We start from the raw sequence: 18,307 nt of genomic DNA on the forward strand, positions 1-18,307 counted from the left end.
GAGCCAGGCTCCATGGTCAAGACAGATACGGACGTAAAACGTGACATCAGCGGCCCGGACCGGCCGGTGCGTGCGCCTATTGTTGCGCCGAAATGGCGCATGAAACATTGCCTGAAGGAGGCGTTGTATGAGCAGGCTTTTTCCGCGTTTTGGCGGTGACACCGCAGCTATTCTGGCTGCGATGCACAAGTCGCAGGCGATCATCGAATTCGACCTCAGCGGCAATATCCTCAACGCCAATGCCAATTTCTGCGCGGCGCTGGGCTATGAGCTGCCGGAGATCAAGGGCAAGCATCACCGGATTTTCGTTGAACCGGCGGAGGCCAACAGCGTCGAATACCGGGAGTTCTGGGCCCGGCTCGGCCGCGGCGAATTCGACCGGCAACAGTATAAGCGCTTCACCAAGAGCGGGCGGGAAATCTGGATCGAGGCCTCCTACAATCCGGTGTTGCGCGGCGGCAAGCCCTACAAGGTGGTGAAGTTTGCAACCGATATCACGGTGGTCCGGCAGAAAGCCATGGAGGACGCCGGAAAGCTGAATGCAGTCTCGCGTTCGCAGGCGGTGATCGAATTCACCCCCACAGGTGAGATTCTCACCGCCAACGAGAATTTCTGCGGGGCGCTGGGGTACCAGCTGCAGGAAATTCAGGGGCGGCATCACCGGATGTTCTGCGATCCGGCTTATGTGCAGACGGAGGAATACCGGCGGTTCTGGGAGCGGCTCGGACGTGGTGAGTTCACCGCCAATGAATTCCTGCGCTTCGGCAAGGGCGGCAAGGAGATCTGGATCCAGGCGGCCTATAATCCGATCATCGATGACAAGGGAAAGGTCTGCAAGGTCGTCAAGTTTGCAACGGATGTGACGGAGCGCATGGGCGCTGTCGGCACACTGGCAAAGGCCCTGAAGGGTCTGTCGGATGGCGATCTCACCCAGAATCTCGACAAGCCCTTTGTGCCGACCATGGAAAAGGTGCGCCACGATTTCAATGATGCGGTGGAAAAGCTGCGGCTGGCCATGCACTCGGTCGGCACCAATGCCGAGGCGATTGCCGCCGGCTCGACGGAAATCCGGTCTGCTGCCGATGACCTGTCGAAGCGCACCGAACAGCAGGCGGCATCCGTCGAGGAAACCGCTGCAGCGCTGGAACAGATCACCACGACCGTCGCCGATTCCAGCCGTAGGGCAGAGGAGGCCGGCCATCTGGTGGCCGCCACACGCGACAATGCCGAGCGCTCCGGAGCGGTGGTGCGCAATGCCATCACGGCCATGGGGCAGATCGAAAACTCGTCGCGCGAAATTTCCAACATCATCGGCGTCATCGACGATATCGCCTTCCAGACCAATCTCCTGGCGCTGAACGCCGGCGTGGAGGCGGCGCGCGCGGGGGATGCCGGCAAGGGTTTTGCCGTCGTTGCCCAGGAAGTGCGTGAACTGGCGCAGCGTTCCGCTAAGGCGGCCAAGGAGATCAAGGCGCTGATCAATACATCCGGCGAGCAGGTCAAGAGCGGCGTCTCGCTGGTCGGGCAGACCGGCAAGGCGCTGGAAGAGATCGTCAAGCAAGTTCAGGAGATCAACAGCAACGTTGTCGCCATCGTGGAAGGCGCACGAGAGCAGGCGACGGGTCTGAAAGAGATCAACCATGCGGTCAATGCCATGGATCAGGGCACGCAGCAAAATGCAGCCATGGTGGAACAGTCCACTGCGGCGAGCCATGGTCTTGCACGCGAAGCCGAGGCGCTGTTCCAGTTGCTCAGCCAGTTCCGCGTCGGGCAGCAGGCGAGCGGTGCCCGGCCGGTGGATGCGGGACATCATCATAGGCCGGTCGCGTCGCCGGCGCGCAGGATGGCAGGACAGGTGATCCGGGCCTTTTCCGGCAGCGCTGCCGCAGCACAGGATAATTGGGAAGAGTTTTAAGCCGTCCGATACCGGATGAAATGAAAACGGCGCCGCTGGTTGCGGCGCCGTTTTTGCGTTGTTTGGACCGGTATGCCTGAGCCGTTTATTCGGCGGCTTCGAGCCCGGGAAGAAGCGGCTGGCTGTGCAGTTGCGTCACCGAAGCCGTTTCGGTGGGCGCGGCATGATGTCCGCTTTTCTTCAGTGGCCGGTTTCCGGTCATGGCGCGCACCAGCGTGTAGAAGACCGGGGTGAGGAACAGGCCGAACAGCGTCACGCCGATCATGCCGGAGAACACCGCAACACCCATGGCATGGCGCATTTCCGCACCGGCGCCGGTCGAGATCACCAGCGGTACGACACCCATGATGAAGGCCATCGAGGTCATCAGGATCGGGCGCAGCCGCAGGCGGCTGGCCTTGATGACGGCTTCGAACGGGGTCGCGCCTTCGAACTCGAGCTCGCGGGCGAATTCCACGATCAGGATGGCGTTCTTGGCCGACAATCCGACAAGCACGATCAGACCGATCTGCGTGAAGACATTGTTGTCGCCTCCCGTCAGCCAGACCCCGCCGAGTGCGGCCAGAAGCGCCATCGGGATGATCATGATGATCGACAGCGGCAGCGTCAGGCTTTCATACTGGGCTGCCAGCACCAGGAAGACGAGCAGGATCGACAGCGGGAAGATCAGGATACCGGTATTGCCGGCAATGATCTCCTGGTAGGTCAGCTCGGTCCATTCGAACGTCACGCCAGCGGGCAGTGTCTCCGCCGCGATCCGCTCGATGGCAGCACGGGCCTGGCCGGACGAATAGCCGGGTGCCGTATTGCCGTTGATATCGGCGGCGAGGAAGCCGTTATAGCGCATGGCGCGTTCGGGGCCTGCACTCGAGGTGACATTGAGCACCGCCGAGAGCGGGATCATTTCACCGGAGCTGGAGCGGACTTCCAGCTTGCCGATGTCTTCCGCCTGGGCGCGGTAATTGGCATCGGCCTGCACACGCACGGAATAGGTTCGTCCGAACTTGTTGAAGTCGTTGACATAGACCGAGCCCAGATAGATCTGCAGCGTGTTGAAGATTTCCGTCAGAGGCACGTTCAGCTGGCGGGCCTTCGCCCGATCGACGTCGGCATAGAGCTGCGGAACGTTGACCTGGTAGCTGGAAAACATGCCGACCAGTTCAGGCGTCGTATAGGCCTTCGCCATGAAACCCTTCACGGCTGCGTCGAGCGCCTCATAGCCAAGTCCGGCCTTGTCCTCCAGCTGCAGCTTGAAGCCGCCGATGGCACCGAGACCCTGGACGGGCGGTGGCGGGAAGATGGCGCTGAAGGATTCCTTGATGACGCCGAGTTCCTGGTTCAGCCGTCCGGCGATTGCGCCGGCCGAAAGGTCCGGCGTCGTGCGTTCCTCAAAAGGCTTCAACGACAGGAAGACGATGCCGGCATTGGAGGAGTTGGTGAAGCCGTTGATCGACAGGCCCGGGAAGGCGATGGCGCTTTCGACGCCGGGAACCTTGAGCGAGATATCGCTGATGCGGCGGATCACTTCTTCCGTGCGGTCGAGCGAGGCGCCATCCGGCAGCTGGGTGAAGCCGACCAGATATTGCTTGTCCTGCGGCGGCACGAAGCCGGGCGGCACCGCCTTGAAGAAGAACACGGTGGCGCCGACGAGCAGCAGATAGACACCCATCATCAAGGTCTTGCGCGAGATCACGCCCTTGACGCCGGAGCTATAGGCCCGCGAGCCGCGCGAAAAGACAGCGTTGAAGCCACGGAAGAACCAGCCAAACAGGAAGTCCATGATCCGGGTCAAGCGATCCTTCGGCGCGTCATGGCCACGCAGAAGCAGAGCGGCCAGTGCCGGGGACAGGGTAAGCGAGTTGAAGGCCGAGATGACGGTCGAGATGGCGATCGTCAGGGCGAACTGCTTGTAGAACTGGCCGGTGAGGCCGGAGATGAACGCCAGCGGCACGAAGACGGCGACGAGAACCAGCGCGATCGCGATGATCGGGCCGGACACTTCGGTCATGGCCTTGTAGGTCGCCTCGCGCGGTGAAAGCCCATCCTCGATGTTGCGCTCGACATTTTCCACGACCACGATCGCGTCATCGACGACGATACCGATGGCGAGAACGAGGCCGAACAGGCTGAGCGCGTTGATCGAGAAGCCGAGCATCTGCATCACGGCGAAGGTGCCAATGATGGAGACGGGAACGGCGATCAGCGGAATGATCGAGGCGCGCCAGGTCTGCAGGAAGATGATGACGACGATGACGACGAGAGCGATGGCTTCGAGCAGCGTATGGATGACGGCCTCGATGGAGGCGCGCACGAACTGGGTCGTGTCATAGACGATCTCGTAATCGACATCCTGCGGCATCGATGCCTTGATCTCTTCCATGGTGGTGCGGACCTGGTCGGCGATCTCGATCGCGTTCGAGCCGGGGGCCTGGAAGACGGGAATTGCGACGGCCTGCTTGTTGTTGAGCAGCGAGCGCAGTGAGTATTCGGCCGAACCGAGCTCAATACGGGACACGTCGCGCAAGCGGGTGATCGCGCCGGTTGGGCTCGTCTTGATGATGATCTCGCCGAACTCTTCCTCGCTTTGCAGGCGGCCCTGGGCGTTCACCGAAAGCTGCAGATCGACCCCTTGCGCGTTGGGCGAGGAGCCGATGACACCGGCAGCGGCCTGAACGTTCTGGGCGCGGATTTCATTGACGATATCGGAGGCGGAGAGGCCGAGTTGCGCCATCTTCTGCGGATCGAGCCAGATGCGCATCGAATAGTCGCCGGACCCGAACAGCTGGACCTGGCCGACGCCATCGATGCGGGCGAGCCTGTCCTTGACGTTGATCAGCGCGTAGTTGCGCAGATAGGTCATGTCATAGCGGCCTTCGGGCGAGGTCAGATGCACCACCATCATCAGGTCCGGGGAGCTCTTGATGGTGGTGATGCCGAGGCGGCGCACTTCTTCCGGCAGCCGGGGTTCGGCCTGGCCGACACGGTTCTGGACAAGCTGCTGTGCCTGGTCCGGGTCGGTGCCGAGCTTGAAGGTGACGGTCAGCGTCATCAGACCGTCGGTCGTCGCCTGGCTGCTCATGTAGAGCATGTCCTCGACGCCATTGATCGATTCCTCCAGTGGCGTCGCCACGGTCTCGGCAATGACTTTCGGGTTCGCGCCCGGATAGTTGGCGCGAACGACGATCTGCGGCGGCACCACATCGGGATATTCCGAGATCGGCAGGATCGTCATTGCGATCAGGCCGCCAAGGAAGATGATGAAGGACAGAACGCCCGCGAAAACCGGGCGATCGATAAAGAATCTGGAGATATTCATTGGCGTGATCCGCCCTTGTGCTGAGATGCCGGAAAAAGGCTTAGTTGGTTATCGAGGCTTGCTGCTGGGGATCGGCTTCCGGTTTCATGGAAACCATTTCCGGGGCCACCAGCGCGCCGGGACGGATGCGCTGCAGGCCGTTGACGACGATGCGTTCCTCAGCTTTCAGGCCGGCCGTCACCACCCGCAGGCCATCGGATTTCATGCCGACGGTGATTTCGCGGTATTCGGTGGTGTTGTCCGGCTTGACGACCATGACGTATTTCTTGTTCTGGTCGGTGCCGATGGCGCGTTCATGCACCAGGACTGCGTCCTCGGACTTGGCCTGGCCCATGCTCAGCCGGGCAAACTGACCCGGCATCAAGGCGCCATTGGCATTGTCGAACACGGCGCGCACACGGATCGTGCCGCTCTGCGGATCGACGCTGTTATCCACCAGCTGGAGCTTGCCGCTGACATCAGAGGAGCCTGCAACATCCATGCGCACCGGCACGCGGTCGATGAAGTTGCGGGCGTTGACGCCTTCCGGCAGCTCGGCAAGGATGCTGGACACGATCCGCTCATCGGCTTCGAAGCTTGCATAGATCGGGCTCAGCGACACCAGCCGGGTCAGGATCGGCGAGGACGGGCCGGCGGCGATCAGGTTGCCGGCGGTGATCTCGATCTTGCCGACGCGGCCGGTGATCGGAGCGCGGATCTCGGTATATCCGAGATTGAGCGCTGCCGATTGCAGCACGGCGCGGGCAGCACCCACATCCGCTTCGGCACTGGCCAGACCGTTCATGCGCTGATCAACCTCGCTCTGCGATACCGCATTGGAGGCCAGCAATTGCTTGCCACGCTTCAGTTCGACGCGCGCCAGGGAGGCGCGGGCTTCGGCTGCGGTGACGCTCGCTTGCGCGCGGGCAACCTCGGCCTGGTAGGGGGCTGGATCGATCGTGACGAGCAGGTCGCCCTTATTGACGATCGCGCCTTCCTGGAAATGCACCGACTGGATGGCGCCTGCAACGCGCGAGCGCAGCTCGACATGATCGACGGCTTCGAGGCGGCCGGAGAATTCGCTCCACTGCGTGACGGACTTTGCCTCGACGACTGCGACGGAGACAGGGATGGCAGGCGGCGCTGCGGTCGAGGCATCGGCCGCGTTGCCGCTGCCGGCCGGGCTTCCCAGCAGGTCGAAATAGATCGTCGGCGAAATGGTGGCGACGGCCAGCACGAGGCCGGTGGTGATGAGCTTGGTTTTGAAACTTCCGAATGACATGGCGGCTATCCTGAATTTCTGCCCCGGAGTGTGGGCTGCCTGTGGTCCATCGTGGGAGGCGAAGGATTTGGGCAAGGGTTGCATTGACGTTCAATACCGTTCGGTATAGAAATAGGTTCTGAAACCGATCACTGTCAATCGAATTATGTACCGATCGGTATAAAAAAATTCGGGAGGGCCCCACCCCATGGGACGGCCAAGAGAGTTTGATGTCGATGATGCCTTGGAAACGGCGATGGAGCTGTTCTGGCGAAAGGGCTACGAAGGCACGTCTCTCACCGACCTGACGGAAGGCATGGGCATTACCAAGCCGAGCCTCTACGGTGTCTTCGGCAATAAGGAAGGTCTTTTTCTCAAGGCGTTGGAGCGTTACGAGCGCACCAAGATGAATTTCTTCCACGAAGCCCTGAAGGAACCGAAGGCGCGCGATGTCGCCTGGAAAATCCTGAGAGGCTTTGCCGATTCACAGACCGCCGAAACCGGTCCGAGCGGCTGTCTCGGCATCAATGGCGCGCTCGCCTGCAGCGAGGCGGCCGCCGAAATCCAGAAATGCCTGATCGAAAACCGTCAGCGCGGCGAGCGCGATCTCGGCCGGCGGTTCGAGCGTGCGCTGAAAGAGGGCGATCTGCCCGCCGGGCACGAGCCCTATGACCTCGCCCGCTATATCATGACGATTTCGCAGGGGACCGCCATCCAGGCAGCATCCGGCGCCGACCGTCAGGCGCTCTACCGTGTCATCGATATGGCCTTGCAGTTCTGGCCCGAAACGGTCGCGGCTGAGAGCTGAATCAAAAGCTTACCGAGTTCCATATACAACTTTGCCAGTGTTGTGCCGGCGCGATCACTCGTCGGTCATCTTTCCACTGCGCGATTCCAGCCGGTAGCGGTTGCCGGGATAGACCAGCCGGGCAAAGGAAACGACGCGTTTGGACGACCATGTGCGCCGCCGGATGAGCAGGCAGGGCTCTGTGCGCAGGATCACCAGAAGCTTGCATTCCCATGGCTGCGGCATGGCCGCTTCGACGATATGTTCGGAGCCGCTCAAAGGTGCTTCCGCCGTCAGATAGGCGTTCGGTGTCTGCACTGTAAAATCTTGCTCCAGGTAGCCGGGCGCTGCTTCCGGGTTGACGAAGCGGTCTTCGATCTGGACGGGAACGCCGTTTTCGCTGTGCACGATCAGCGAGTGAAACACGGGCGCGCCAATCGGTAACCCAAGCGCATCGGCAACGTCGGGTGCCGCTGTTTCCTGCGCCAGAACGACGACCGTGGCCTGGTGCGTATGGCCCCGCTCATCGATCTCCTCGGCGATGTTGCGCACTTCGAACAGTTCGGAATAGCCTTTGCGCTCGGCAACGAAGGAGCCGACGCCCTGGATGCGCACAAGTTCGCCTTCGCTTGCCAATTCCCGCAGCGCCCGGTTGGCCGTCATCTTGCTGACGCCCAGTTCCGCCACCAGTTCGTTTTCCGATGGGACCCGGTGTTTCGGCGGCCATTCGCCGCTCTGGATCCGGTCCAGGATCATCTGCTTGACGCCGGCATAAAGCGGCGATCCGTCATTGTCGCTGGTCACCCATTTTAACGGAGCGTTCTGGTCGTTGCTTCGTTTCATATGCTTATTCCTTGGGCGGAATTAATTTTGCATTCAAATGCGGCCGCCCACTTGCATACCATAAAAATTAGCATATGGTACCATATACAACGTGGATGTTTAGGGGCATTTTTCGCGTCTAGATTTCCATCAGTTATGTGTAAGCCGGCGCAGATCGGCGGACGTCGTTGAAGATAAACCTCAGAGGAACGTGAACATGAACCTGTCAAAATTTCTGATGGCTGGCGCCGTCGCATTTGCAACGCTTGCCGCTCCGATGGCTCAGGCCAAGGACTGGAAGACCGTGACCATCACGCTTGAAGGCGCCTATGCGCCGTGGAACCTCACGAATCCGGACGGCACGCTCGGCGGTTTCGAGCCGGAACTGGCGAAGTATCTCTGCGACCACATGAAGGTCGAATGCACACTGGTTGCCTCCGACTGGGATGGCATGATCCCGGCGCTCAACGCCGGCAAGTTCGATGTGATCATGGACGCCCTGTCGATCACCGAAGAACGCAAGAAGATCATCGATTTCACCATTCCTTATGCCCATACGCATGCGGCTTTTGCGACGCTCAAGGATGGTCCGCTGGCCAATGCCGCAGGTACCGGCACGGTCGTGAAGCTCGATCCGGGCGCGACCGGCGTCAAGGAAGTCGAAGCGATGAAGGCCGCCTTTGCCGGCAAGACCATCGGTATCCAGGCCGCCACCGTCTATTCCAAGTTCGTCTATGACAATTTCGGCGATATCGCCACCGTTCGTGAATACAAGACCGGTGCGGAGCGCGATCTCGATCTGGAAACCGGCCGTATCGATCTCGTCTTCGACGACGCCGTCTACCTGATCTCGGCGTTTGACAAGTCCAACGGAACGCTCGGCTTCACCGGTCCTGAAATCGGCGGCACAATCTTCGGCAGCGGCGAAGGCCTTGGCGTGCGCCAGGCCGATACCGACCTGCGCGACATGCTGAGCAAGGCGATCCAGGCTGCTCTCGACGACGGCACGATCAAGACCCTGTCGATGAAGTGGTTCAAGACCGACGTCACGCCCTGATCTCAAGTCTGTCCGCCGCTTGCTATTTTGCCTGCGGCGGGCACACTTGCTGCGGCAGGTCGCTCTCTTCACGAGGCGCGGCCTTCCATATCCACCTGAAGATCGGGAATCCGGCCTTGCCGGGAACGACGGGATGCCTGCGGCATGGCTTTACTTCAAATGATCGGTTTTGGCCCCACCGGCTGGGGCGGGCTGCTGCTCGTGGCGGCGCTCATGACGCTCTGCGTCACCGCCGTTGCTCTGTTGATCGGCGCTATCTTGGGCTCGCTCATTGCCTGGGCGAAGCTTTCGGGAAGCCGGATCATGCGCACGATCGGCGGCATCTACACCACGGTGTTCCGGGGCGTTCCCGAGCTGTTGATCATCTATCTCGTCTATTTCGGCGGCTCGAGCGCCGTCACCGCCATCGGCACGGCCATGGGGTATGAGGGCTTCCTGGGGCTGCCCTCCTTTGCGGCCGGTGCGCTGGCGGTCGGAGTCATCTCCGGCGCCTACCAGGCGGAAGTGTTTCGCGGCGCCTATCTGGCCATCCCCAAGGGGGAACTGGAGGCGGCGCAGGCGATCGGCATGAACCGCAGCCTGCGTTTTCGCCGCATCATCGGCCCGCAAGTCTTCCGTTTTGCCATTCCGGGTATCGGCAATGTCTGGCAGCTCAGCCTCAAGGACTCGGCGCTGGTCTCGGTCACCGGCCTTGCCGATTTGATGCGCACCAGCCAGGTCGCGGCCGGCTCCACCCGCCAGCACTTCCTGTTCTTCATTGTCGGCGGATGCCTCTATCTGATCCTCACCAGCTTCTCGGACCGCATTTTCAACAGTGCCGAGAAGCGCGCCAATCGCAGCATGCCGACCAGCCTCGGCCAGGCCTGATCAAGGAGACGCGCGATGGACATCGCCTTCATGTTCGAGACCATGAAAACGCTGCTGGCCGCTCTGCCGATGACGCTGGCGCTGTTTTCCCTTTCCGTCATCTTCGGCGGGCTTCTGGCACTTCTGATCGTCTGGATGCGCGTCAGCGGCAATGCCGCCGCCCGCAATTTCGCCAAGGGCTATATCTTCGTGTTCCGCGGCTCGCCGCTTTTGATCCAGATGTTCCTGATCTTCTATGGCCTCGGCCAGTTCGGCTTCATCCGTTACAGTTTCCTGTGGCCGGCGCTGCGCGAGCCCTTCGTCTGCGCCGTCCTGTCGCTGGCGCTTTGCACCGCCGGTTATTCCGCCGAAATCTTCCGCTTCGGGCTTCGGGCCATTCCGGCCAAGGAGATCGAGGCGGCGCGCTCCATCGGCATGTCCGGCTTTCTGTTGACCCGCCGCATCCTTGCCCCGATCGCCTTCCGCCATGCGCTGCCGGCCTATTCGACGGAGGTGGTGATGATGGTGAAATCGACAGCGCTTGCCAGCCTCGTCACCGTCTGGGAAGTAACCGGTGTAGCGCAGCGGCTGATCTCGCAGACCTACCGCACGATGGAAGTCTTCCTCTGTGCCGCCGCCATCTATCTCATCCTCAACTTCATCATCCTGCAGGCGATGGCGCTGCTTGAATACAAGCTGACCCCGCATCGCCGCGCTGCTCCTCTTTTCCCGGTGCCGCAACGATGAACGCCGCGACCCTCAACCAGACTGGAACGACCATGGCAGGCACGACCCGGCTTTCCGTCCGCAACATCCGCAAGAGTTTCGGCACGCATGAAGTGCTGCGCGGCATCTCGCTCGAGGCCCGCGATGGCGATGTCATCTCGCTGCTCGGCGCCAGCGGCTCCGGCAAATCGACCTTCCTGCGCTGCATCAATCTTCTTGAAATTGCCGATCACGGCGAGATTTCCGTCGATGGCGAGCTGATCCAGATGCAGCAGCGCGGGGGAAAGAATGTCCCCGCCAACCGCCGGCAGGTGGACCGGATCCGCTCCGAACTCGGCATGGTGTTCCAGTCGTTCAATCTCTGGTCCCATATGACGATCCTTGAGAATGTCATCGAGGGGCCGGTTCATGTGCTGAAGCGCCCGCGCGCCGAATGTATTGCGGAAGCCGAGGCGCTTTTGGAAAAGGTGGGGATCGCGGAAAAGCGCCATGCCTATCCAGCCCATCTTTCCGGCGGCCAGCAGCAGCGCGCGGCGATTGCCCGCTCATTGGCAATGCGGCCGAAGGTGATGCTTTTCGACGAGCCAACCTCGGCGCTTGATCCTGAACTGGTCGGCGAAGTGCTGCGCGTCATGCGTTCGCTGGCCGAAGAGGGCATGACCATGCTGGTCGTCACCCATGAAATGAGCTTTGCCCGCAACGTTTCCAACCGGGTGATCTTCATGAAATCCGGCGAGATCGACAGCGACGGCGCGCCGGAAGAGCTGTTCGGTTCCGGCGGTTCGCCGAGCTTCCGCCAGTTCATCGGCAATTTCGGAGGCTGAACGTGCAGGACATCGTACTCGACACGGCACCCGGCTGGCGTGCCGTGGCTGCGGTTGCCGATGGTGCAACGCTGTCGCTTTCCGACGCGGCCAGGACGCGGATCGGAACAGCAAGCCGCATCGTGTCGGCGATCGTCGAAAGCGGCGTGCGGGCCTATGGGGTGAATACCGGCGTCGGGGCGCTTGCCGATACGGTGGTCGATCGTCCCTCGCAGAGCCGCCTGTCGCGCAACATCATTTTGAGCCATGCCTGTGGCGTCGGCCCGTTGCTGGAGGCGCGGGAAGTTCGCGCCATCATCGCCGCCCAGATCGCCAATTTTTCCCACGGTCATTCCGGCGTGCGGCCAGTGATCGTGGACCTGCTGCAGGTCTTTCTGCGCGAAGATTGCATTCCCGACGTGCCGTCCAAGGGTTCGGCCGGCTATCTCAGCCATAATGCCCATATTGCGCTGGTATTGATCGGCGAGGGCAGGGCGCGGCTGAAGGGCGTTCCGGTATCCGGTGCGCAGGCTTTGCAGGCGCTTGGCGTTCCGCCGCTGGTTTTGCAGGCAAAGGAAGGCTTGAGCCTCGTCAATGGCACGGCCTGTTCTACCGGGCTCGGGGCCGTGGCGCTCGCGCGGGCTGAACGGCTTCTGGTCTGGGCCGATGCCATCGCAGCGTTGACGATCGAGGCGCTCGGCGGTCAGATGACCGCGTTTGACGCTGACGTGCTCGCGCTTCGCAAATCCAAGGGGATCGAGAAGGTCGGCAGCACTTTGCGCGCGCGTCTCGCCGGTAGTGGTCTGATCGAGGCGGCGAAAGGTGCGCGCACGCAGGATGCCTTAAGCCTTCGCTCGGTTCCGCACGCCCATGGCGCGGGATGGGATGTGTTTGATTTCGCCGGAATGGTCGTCGATCAGGAACTGGCCTCCGTGACGGACAATCCGGCAGTGTCCGGCACGCCGGAGACACCGGTGGTGTCCTCCGAGGCGCATGCTGTGGCGCCGGCGCTCGGCCAGGCGCTGGATAGTCTCGCCATCGCCATTGCCCAGATTTCGATGATGAGCGAGCGCCGGATCGACCGTCTCGTCAATCCGCTGGTGAGCGGTCTTCCGGCCTTTCTCGCCGCCGATCCGGGTGCCGGGTCCGGCTTCATGATCGCGCAATATACGGCAGCGGCTCTTGCGGCGGAAAACCGCCGTCTCGGGGCTCCGGCAAGCCTGGATGGCGGCATCACGTCGGCGCTGCAGGAGGATTTTCTTGGGCATCCGACGGCTGCGGCCAACAAGCTGCTTGCCGTGATCGATAATGCCGAGCAGATCCTCGGCATCGAATTTGCCGCTGCCGCGCAGGCGCAGGATTTCAAGGCCGATGTGGCGCCGCGCGCTGTGGGTACCGACGTGCTCTATCGCCATATCCGCGCGAATATGCCAACCTATGCCGACGACCGGCCGCTCGGCTGGGATCTGGAAAAGGCCCGCGACCTGCTCTTGCAATCGCCGCCTCCCCATATCTGAAACTCCCGAAAGGATCGTGCCATGACCGCCCATTTTGACGTTGCCGTTATCGGCCTTGGCGCCATGGGCAGTGCTGCGATCGCGCATCTGGCCGCCCGTGGTGCAAAGGTGATCGGCATAGACGCCTATTATCCGGCACACGCGCTAAGTTCGTCGCATGGCGATAGCCGGTTGATTAGGCTTGGTTATTTCGAAGACCCATCCTATGTGCCGCTGCTGCAGCGTGCCTATGCCAACTGGCGCGCGCTCGAAGCGCGGCTGCGCGAGGATATTTTGACGATCACCGGCGTGCTGCAGATCGGCAAACCCGACAGCAAGATCGTCAGCGGCACGAAGAAGAGCTGCGCGCTGCACAACCTGCCGCTCGAAACCCTTGATCCCGGCGAAATGCGCCGCCGCTTCCCGGTGTTTTCTCTCGATGATGACGAGGTGGCACTGCTCGATCCGCAGGGTGGTTATCTCAAGCCCGAAGCGGCTGTGATGGGGCATCTGAAACTTGCGGCCGCCGATGGTGCCGCCTTGCATTTCGGCGAGAAGGTGACGGCGATCGAGCCGGGCGAGGGCGGGGTTGCCATCGTTTCGCAGACCGGGCGTTATCATGCGAGCAAGGTCATCGTTGCGACCGGCTCATGGATCGGCGAGCTGGTGCCTGATCTGCGCGACCATGCGGTGCCGATCAAGCAGGTAGTCTCCTGGTATCAACCCACCGACGGTTTTGTCACGATGCCGCAACGCATGCCGGTGTTCATCCGTGACGAGGGCGACAACGGTTCATTCTTTGGCTTCCCGGCGATCGGCGTCGATGGCGTCAAGGTCGGCCGTCATGCGCATTTCCGCGAACCGATCGATCCGAACCAGCCCAATCCGGCCGTCAACGGCAAGGACACGGATCTGCTCGACAGCTTCATCAAGCGCCGGCTGCCGGCCGCTGCCGGGCTGCGGGTACGCTCCACCACCTGCCGCTATACGATGCTGCCGAGCGAGGATTTTTTGCTCGATCTGTTACCGGGCGACAAACGCATCGTCGTGGCGTCGCCCTGCTCCGGCCATGGGTTCAAGTTCACCAGCGTCGTGGGCGAGATCCTTGCCGATCTGGCGCTGGAGGGCGGCACGGACTTGCCGATCGGGGCCTTCTCGTTTGCCGCGATGGACCGGTTTCTGGCAGCGCGGGCGGCTTGAGCATGACCTACACATTGAAACCTGCGACCGCGACCTTCCTTGGCCTGCCGGCCGCGCGCCAGGCCCGGCCGGGTTCGGCAGCGATTTTCGGCGCAGTGCATGGAACCGCCTATCCGAATGCCGTTCAGACTATATCCGGCATATCAGCGCCTGATGCTGTGCGCCGGGCGATCACGGAAGCATCCGTGCATGTGGATCACTGGGATTTCGATTTTGACGGCCCTCTGTTGAACGATGGTGGGCTGGATGTGGTGGATCTCGGCGATATCGAGACGGAGCCAGAGGACAATGCCGGTAATCGCGCGGCGATCGAGGCGGCAACACGGGATATCCGGGCGGCGGGCGCTGTTCCGATCCTGATCGGCGGCGACGATTCGGCCGCTATTCCTTTCATGCGCGGTCTTGCGGATGCCGTTGACCTGCATATCCTGCAGATCGATGCGCATATCGATTGGCGCGACAGGATCGGTGAAGAGACGCTCGGCTATTCCAGCACGATGCGGCGGGCTTCCGAACTGCCGTTCGTGCGCTCCATGACCCAGGTCGGCATTCGCGCCGTCGGCAGTGCGCGCCGGGAAGAGGTCGAGGCGGCAAAAGCCTGGGGTTCGCGGGTGGTCACGGTGCGCCAGGTGCGGGCAAGCGGTGTCGCCGAAATCGCCGATGCCATCCCGCGTGACGGCGCGCTGCTGATCCATATCGATGTCGATGCGCTCGATCCGTCGATCTGCCCCGGCATCAACGCCTTGTCGCCTGGAGGCCTGTGGTTTGAGGAAGTGACCGATCTGATTGCCGCAGCCATGACCGGGCGCAGGCTTGCCGGCTTCTCCATCGTCGAGTTTCAGCCGGCAAACGACGTCAACTCCATGACCGCGACGGTCGTTGGCAGGTTGATCTGCCATGTCCTGGGCAATCTGGCCCGCCAGACCGGGGGCTAGAGTTGTTTTAAGCCGGGGTGATGCGGATCAGGTACGTCTCCGTTGGCATGTCGGACGTGATCAGCACGACGCCCTCAAGGATGGCGCAATCGAGACGTCCGAGTTCTTCGCCGTGGCTCTGGCTGTCGATCCGCATGTTGCCGAGCGAAAGAAGCATCGTGACGCCGCCTTCGGCATCCAGATGATGCTGGCCTTCGACAACCCGCCTTTCGACCTGATGTGTCCATTGCCCCCGGCGCGTCATGACATTGAGATCGACGATCGTTCCCGATACCAGCCGCGCGGATGTCTGGGCGTCGGCCGGGAAGGCCAGCGGGTGAGAGGCCTGCGTCAACAGGGTGGAGGGCCTTCCGGCGATGTCGAGCTCCATGCCTTTCCCCTCAAGGATCGACAGGGTGCGGTCTATTCCAGCGAAAACGGAAAACGGTCCATCGCTTGCCACCGTCGCCATGCTGACGCGCCAACCGAAACTTGCGAGATCGGCTTCCGGCGGAAACACCGCAATCTCCACCGTCTCGCCGCCGCCGTTTTTCCACGGCATGCGGCGATAATCTTTCGAGTGAAGAACGTGCATAGCCATTGTCCCTTAAAGGTGGCGTGTCCGTTGGCATAGAAGCCAGCCTTGTTTTACAGGCGTCCTGGACCTCATAAACGAGAGGTCGAGGATCGCTGATTTTAGTTCCCCAGAATCCCCGGCAACCGCAGACCCTTTTCCTTGGCGCAATCGATGGCAATGTCGTAGCCCGCGTCGGCGTGGCGCATGACGCCGGTGGCCGGGTCGTTCCAGAGCACGCGCTCCAGGCGGCGGGCCGCATCGTCGGTACCATCGGCGCAGATGACGACGCCGGAATGCTGCGAGAAGCCCATGCCGACGCCGCCGCCATGGTGCAACGACACCCAGGTGGCGCCCGATGCGGTGTTGAGCAACGCGTTGAGCAGCGGCCAGTCGGATACGGCGTCCGAGCCATCCTTCATCGCTTCGGTCTCGCGGTTTGGCGAGGCGACGGAGCCGGAATCGAGATGGTCGCGGCCGATGACGACCGGGGCGGAGAGTTCGCCTGTTCTGACCATCTCGTTGAAGGCGAGGCCCAGCCGGTGGCGGTCGCCGAGACCGACCCAGCAAATGCGCGCCGGCAAGCCCTGGAAGGCGATGCGTTCGGCGGCCATGTCGAGCCAGTTGTGCAGGTGCTTGTTGCCGGGGGTGAGTTCCTTCACCTTGGCATCCGTCTTGCGGATGTCTTCCGGATCACCGGAGAGTGCTGCCCAGCGGAAGGGGCCGATGCCGCGGCAAAACAGTGGGCGGATATAGGCGGGCACAAAGCCCGGAAAGGCAAAGGCGTTTTCGAGGCCCTCATCCTTGGCGACCTGGCGGATGTTGTTGCCATAGTCGAAGGTCGGGATGCCCATGTCCTGGAAGGCGATCATCGCCTCGACATGGTCGCGCATGGAGGCGCGGGCCGCCTTTTCGACGGCTTTCGGGTCGCTTTCGCGCTTTTCCTTCCACTCTCCCATCGTCCAGCCCTTCGGCAGATAGCCGTTGACCGGGTCATGGGCCGAGGTCTGGTCGGTGACCATGTCGGGGCGGATGCCGCGGCGGACCATTTCCGGCAGGATTTCGGCGGTATTGCCGAGCAGGCCGACGGATTTTGCCTCGCCGGCGGCGGTCCAGCGCGCGATCATTTCCATCGCCTCGTCCAGCGTTTCCGCCTTCTCATCGACATAGCGGGTGCGCAGGCGGAAATCGATCGAATCGGGATTGCATTCCACGGCAAGGCAGCAGGCGCCGGCCATGACGGCGGCCAGCGGCTGGGCGCCGCCCATGCCGCCGAGACCGCCGGTCAGAACCCATTTGCCCTTGAGGTTATCGCCATAGTGCTGGCGTCCGGCCTCGACGAAGGTCTCGTAGGTGCCCTGAACGATACCCTGCGTGCCGATATAAATCCACGAACCGGCCGTCATCTGGCCGTACATGGCAAGGCCCTTCTTATCCAGTTCGTTGAAATGATCCCAGGTCGCCCAATGCGGAACGAGGTTGGAATTGGCGATGAGCACGCGCGGCGCATCCTTGTGGGTGCGGAACACGCCGACCGGCTTGCCCGACTGCACCATCAGCGTCTCGTCTTCATTGAGGTCGCGCAGCGTTTCGACGATCTTGTCGAAATCGGCCCAGGTGCGGGCGGCGCGGCCGATGCCGCCATAGACGACCAGTTCATGCGGGTTCTCGGCCACTTCGGGATCGAGATTGTTCATCAGCATGCGAAGCGGCGCTTCGGTCATCCAGGATTTTGCGGTCAGCTCGGTGCCACGGGCGGCGCGGACGTCGCGAATATTGTGACGAGGATTGGTCATTTTGTTCCCCTTTTGGTGTGTGCCAGTGTCAGCGCTACTGTTTCGATGCGCGTGAGAATGTCTTTTAAGTGGATGCGGAGTTTGGCCGCCTTGACCTCGTCATAGGCGAAGGGCGGCGTTTCCGTGCTCAGGTGCGTGGCTTGCGCCAGTTCCATCTGTATCGTTTGGACGCCGTTTTCCTGATCGCTGTAATGGCGCGTCGTCCATCCGCCCTTGAAGCGGCCGTTGAGGATGCTGGTATAGCCCTCGGCATTCAAAACGACATCGACCGTTGCGTCCTGGATGGCTGGATCGCAGGTCTTGCCCATGTCGGTGCCGATGTTGAAGTCGGGCAATGTCCCTTCGAACAGGAACGGAATGTCCGACCGGATCGAATGGCAATCGTAAACGACGGCAATGCCGTGGATAGCCTTTACGCGCTTGATCTCGGCCAGGAGCGCGGCATGATAGGGCGTGTGGAAATCGGCAAGACGGGCGGCGATATCGGCTTCGGTCGGCTCTTCCCCGTCCTTCCAGATCGGGACGCCGTCGAAATCCGTTTCCGGAATGAGACCGGTGGTATTCTGGCCGGGATAAAGGCTGACGCCTTCCGGATCGCGGTTTGCGTCTAGGACGTAGCGATGGAACGTGGCGCGCACCGTGGTCACATCCGGCAGCAGGCCGTCATAGAGGCGATGGATGTGCCAGTCGGTATCGGTCAGCAGCCGGCCTGTCTCGTTGAGCCGCTCCCAGATGTCCGGAGGAACGTCGGTGCCGGTATGGGGGAAGCCGAGGATGACCGGCGATGTGCCCTGTTTGATTTCAAAAACGCTCAT

16 protein-coding genes are annotated in these 18,307 nt (G+C 61.8%); 10 read left to right on the forward strand and 6 right to left on the reverse strand.

Annotated features, from left to right (window positions below; genetic code table 11):
* Nucleotides 1-12 precede the first annotated feature (12 nt).
* Entirely contained in the window at nt 13-159 is a 147-nt protein-coding gene (locus PYR65_RS04020) for a hypothetical protein (RefSeq protein WP_156383210.1), read from the forward strand.
* Entirely contained in the window at nt 128-1,915 is a 1,788-nt protein-coding gene (locus PYR65_RS04025; RefSeq protein WP_276119990.1) for a methyl-accepting chemotaxis protein, read from the forward strand. The genes PYR65_RS04020 and PYR65_RS04025 overlap by 32 nt, the downstream gene beginning before the upstream one ends.
* Nucleotides 1,916-2,000: 85 nt before the next feature.
* On the opposite strand, the gene PYR65_RS04030 is transcribed toward PYR65_RS04025, so the two are convergent.
* Both PYR65_RS04030 and PYR65_RS04035 read right to left on the reverse strand, forming a co-directional pair.
* Nucleotides 2,001-5,231, reverse strand: coding sequence for an efflux RND transporter permease subunit (locus PYR65_RS04030; RefSeq protein ID WP_276119991.1), 3,231 nt, complete (start codon nt 5,229-5,231; stop codon nt 2,001-2,003).
* Nucleotides 5,232-5,271: 40 nt separating this feature from the next.
* Complete coding sequence (locus PYR65_RS04035) at nt 5,272-6,492, reverse strand: efflux RND transporter periplasmic adaptor subunit (protein ID WP_276119992.1); 1,221 nt, start codon at nt 6,490-6,492, stop codon at nt 5,272-5,274.
* Between the two features lie 187 nt (nt 6,493-6,679).
* Here PYR65_RS04035 and PYR65_RS04040 point away from each other — a divergent pair, with 187 nt between their 5' ends.
* The gene (locus tag PYR65_RS04040; protein ID WP_060639198.1) at nt 6,680-7,279 is read left to right on the forward strand and encodes a TetR/AcrR family transcriptional regulator; all 600 of its coding nucleotides are present in this window, start codon (nt 6,680-6,682) and stop codon (nt 7,277-7,279) included.
* A gap of 54 nt (nt 7,280-7,333) precedes the next feature.
* On the opposite strand, the gene hutC is transcribed toward PYR65_RS04040, so the two are convergent.
* The gene (hutC, locus tag PYR65_RS04045; protein ID WP_276119993.1) at nt 7,334-8,101 is read right to left on the reverse strand and encodes a histidine utilization repressor; all 768 of its coding nucleotides are present in this window, start codon (nt 8,099-8,101) and stop codon (nt 7,334-7,336) included.
* Between the two features lie 196 nt (nt 8,102-8,297).
* Between hutC and PYR65_RS04050 the strand changes: the two genes are divergently transcribed.
* The 7 genes from PYR65_RS04050 (at nt 8,298) to PYR65_RS04080 (ending at nt 15,143) form a co-directional block, all read left to right on the forward strand.
* Complete coding sequence (locus PYR65_RS04050; protein WP_060639200.1) at nt 8,298-9,137, forward strand: transporter substrate-binding domain-containing protein; 840 nt, start codon at nt 8,298-8,300, stop codon at nt 9,135-9,137.
* A gap of 144 nt (nt 9,138-9,281) precedes the next feature.
* A complete protein-coding gene (locus PYR65_RS04055; protein ID WP_276119994.1) occupies nt 9,282-10,004 on the forward strand; it encodes an ABC transporter permease in 723 nt (240 codons plus the stop codon).
* Nucleotides 10,005-10,019: 15 nt separating this feature from the next.
* Nucleotides 10,020-10,730 (forward strand): ABC transporter permease, encoded by a 711-nt coding sequence (locus PYR65_RS04060; protein ID WP_060639202.1) that lies wholly within the window; start codon nt 10,020-10,022, stop codon nt 10,728-10,730.
* Nucleotides 10,731-10,762: 32 nt separating this feature from the next.
* Nucleotides 10,763-11,533 carry an ABC transporter ATP-binding protein gene (locus PYR65_RS04065; RefSeq protein ID WP_060639203.1) on the forward strand — a complete coding sequence of 257 codons (771 nt, stop codon included), beginning with the start codon at nt 10,763-10,765 and terminating at the stop codon, nt 11,531-11,533.
* Between the two features lie 2 nt (nt 11,534-11,535).
* Entirely contained in the window at nt 11,536-13,029 is a 1,494-nt protein-coding gene (locus PYR65_RS04070) for an HAL/PAL/TAL family ammonia-lyase (RefSeq protein WP_276119995.1), read from the forward strand.
* A gap of 21 nt (nt 13,030-13,050) precedes the next feature.
* On the forward strand, nt 13,051-14,208 hold the full coding sequence (solA, locus tag PYR65_RS04075; protein WP_276119996.1) for an N-methyl-L-tryptophan oxidase: 1,158 nt from the start codon (nt 13,051-13,053) through the stop codon (nt 14,206-14,208).
* 2 nt (nt 14,209-14,210) lie between these two features.
* Nucleotides 14,211-15,143 carry an arginase family protein gene (locus tag PYR65_RS04080; protein ID WP_276119997.1) on the forward strand — a complete coding sequence of 311 codons (933 nt, stop codon included), beginning with the start codon at nt 14,211-14,213 and terminating at the stop codon, nt 15,141-15,143.
* 7 nt (nt 15,144-15,150) lie between these two features.
* Here the strand turns inward: PYR65_RS04080 and PYR65_RS04085 are convergent, their stop codons facing one another.
* The 3 genes from PYR65_RS04085 to hutG form a co-directional block, all read right to left on the reverse strand.
* Entirely contained in the window at nt 15,151-15,717 is a 567-nt protein-coding gene (locus tag PYR65_RS04085) for a HutD/Ves family protein (protein WP_276119998.1), read from the reverse strand.
* Nucleotides 15,718-15,818: 101 nt separating this feature from the next.
* Complete coding sequence (gene hutU, locus PYR65_RS04090; RefSeq protein WP_060639209.1) at nt 15,819-17,492, reverse strand: urocanate hydratase; 1,674 nt, start codon at nt 17,490-17,492, stop codon at nt 15,819-15,821.
* Complete coding sequence (gene hutG / locus PYR65_RS04095) at nt 17,489-18,307, reverse strand: N-formylglutamate deformylase (protein WP_276119999.1); 819 nt, start codon at nt 18,305-18,307, stop codon at nt 17,489-17,491. The genes hutU and hutG overlap by 4 nt, the downstream gene beginning before the upstream one ends.

This window comes from Pararhizobium qamdonense, from assembly GCF_029277445.1.
Taxonomy (GTDB): Bacteria; Pseudomonadota; Alphaproteobacteria; order Rhizobiales; family Rhizobiaceae; genus Pararhizobium; species Pararhizobium qamdonense.

Excerpts from the sequence above, each read along its gene's own strand:
- solA (WP_276119996.1), top strand. The coding sequence starts at position 13,051 with ATGACCGCCCATTTTGACGTTGCCGTTATCGGCCTTGGCGCCATGGGC.
- hutC (WP_276119993.1), bottom strand. The coding sequence starts at position 8,101 with ATGAAACGAAGCAACGACCAGAACGCTCCGTTAAAATGGGTGACCAGC.
- PYR65_RS04085 (WP_276119998.1), bottom strand. The coding sequence starts at position 15,717 with ATGCACGTTCTTCACTCGAAAGATTATCGCCGCATGCCGTGGAAAAAC.
- PYR65_RS04030 (WP_276119991.1), bottom strand. The coding sequence starts at position 5,231 with ATGAATATCTCCAGATTCTTTATCGATCGCCCGGTTTTCGCGGGCGTT.
- PYR65_RS04065 (WP_060639203.1), top strand. The coding sequence starts at position 10,763 with ATGGCAGGCACGACCCGGCTTTCCGTCCGCAACATCCGCAAGAGTTTC.
- PYR65_RS04080 (WP_276119997.1), top strand. The coding sequence starts at position 14,211 with ATGACCTACACATTGAAACCTGCGACCGCGACCTTCCTTGGCCTGCCG.
- PYR65_RS04060 (WP_060639202.1), top strand. The coding sequence starts at position 10,020 with ATGGACATCGCCTTCATGTTCGAGACCATGAAAACGCTGCTGGCCGCT.
- hutU (WP_060639209.1), bottom strand. The coding sequence starts at position 17,492 with ATGACCAATCCTCGTCACAATATTCGCGACGTCCGCGCCGCCCGTGGC.
- PYR65_RS04040 (WP_060639198.1), top strand. The coding sequence starts at position 6,680 with ATGGGACGGCCAAGAGAGTTTGATGTCGATGATGCCTTGGAAACGGCG.
- PYR65_RS04050 (WP_060639200.1), top strand. The coding sequence starts at position 8,298 with ATGAACCTGTCAAAATTTCTGATGGCTGGCGCCGTCGCATTTGCAACG.
- PYR65_RS04025 (WP_276119990.1), top strand. The coding sequence starts at position 128 with ATGAGCAGGCTTTTTCCGCGTTTTGGCGGTGACACCGCAGCTATTCTG.
- PYR65_RS04035 (WP_276119992.1), bottom strand. The coding sequence starts at position 6,492 with ATGTCATTCGGAAGTTTCAAAACCAAGCTCATCACCACCGGCCTCGTG.
- PYR65_RS04020 (WP_156383210.1), top strand. The coding sequence starts at position 13 with ATGGTCAAGACAGATACGGACGTAAAACGTGACATCAGCGGCCCGGAC.
- hutG (WP_276119999.1), bottom strand. The coding sequence starts at position 18,307 with ATGAGCGTTTTTGAAATCAAACAGGGCACATCGCCGGTCATCCTCGGC.
- PYR65_RS04055 (WP_276119994.1), top strand. The coding sequence starts at position 9,282 with ATGGCTTTACTTCAAATGATCGGTTTTGGCCCCACCGGCTGGGGCGGG.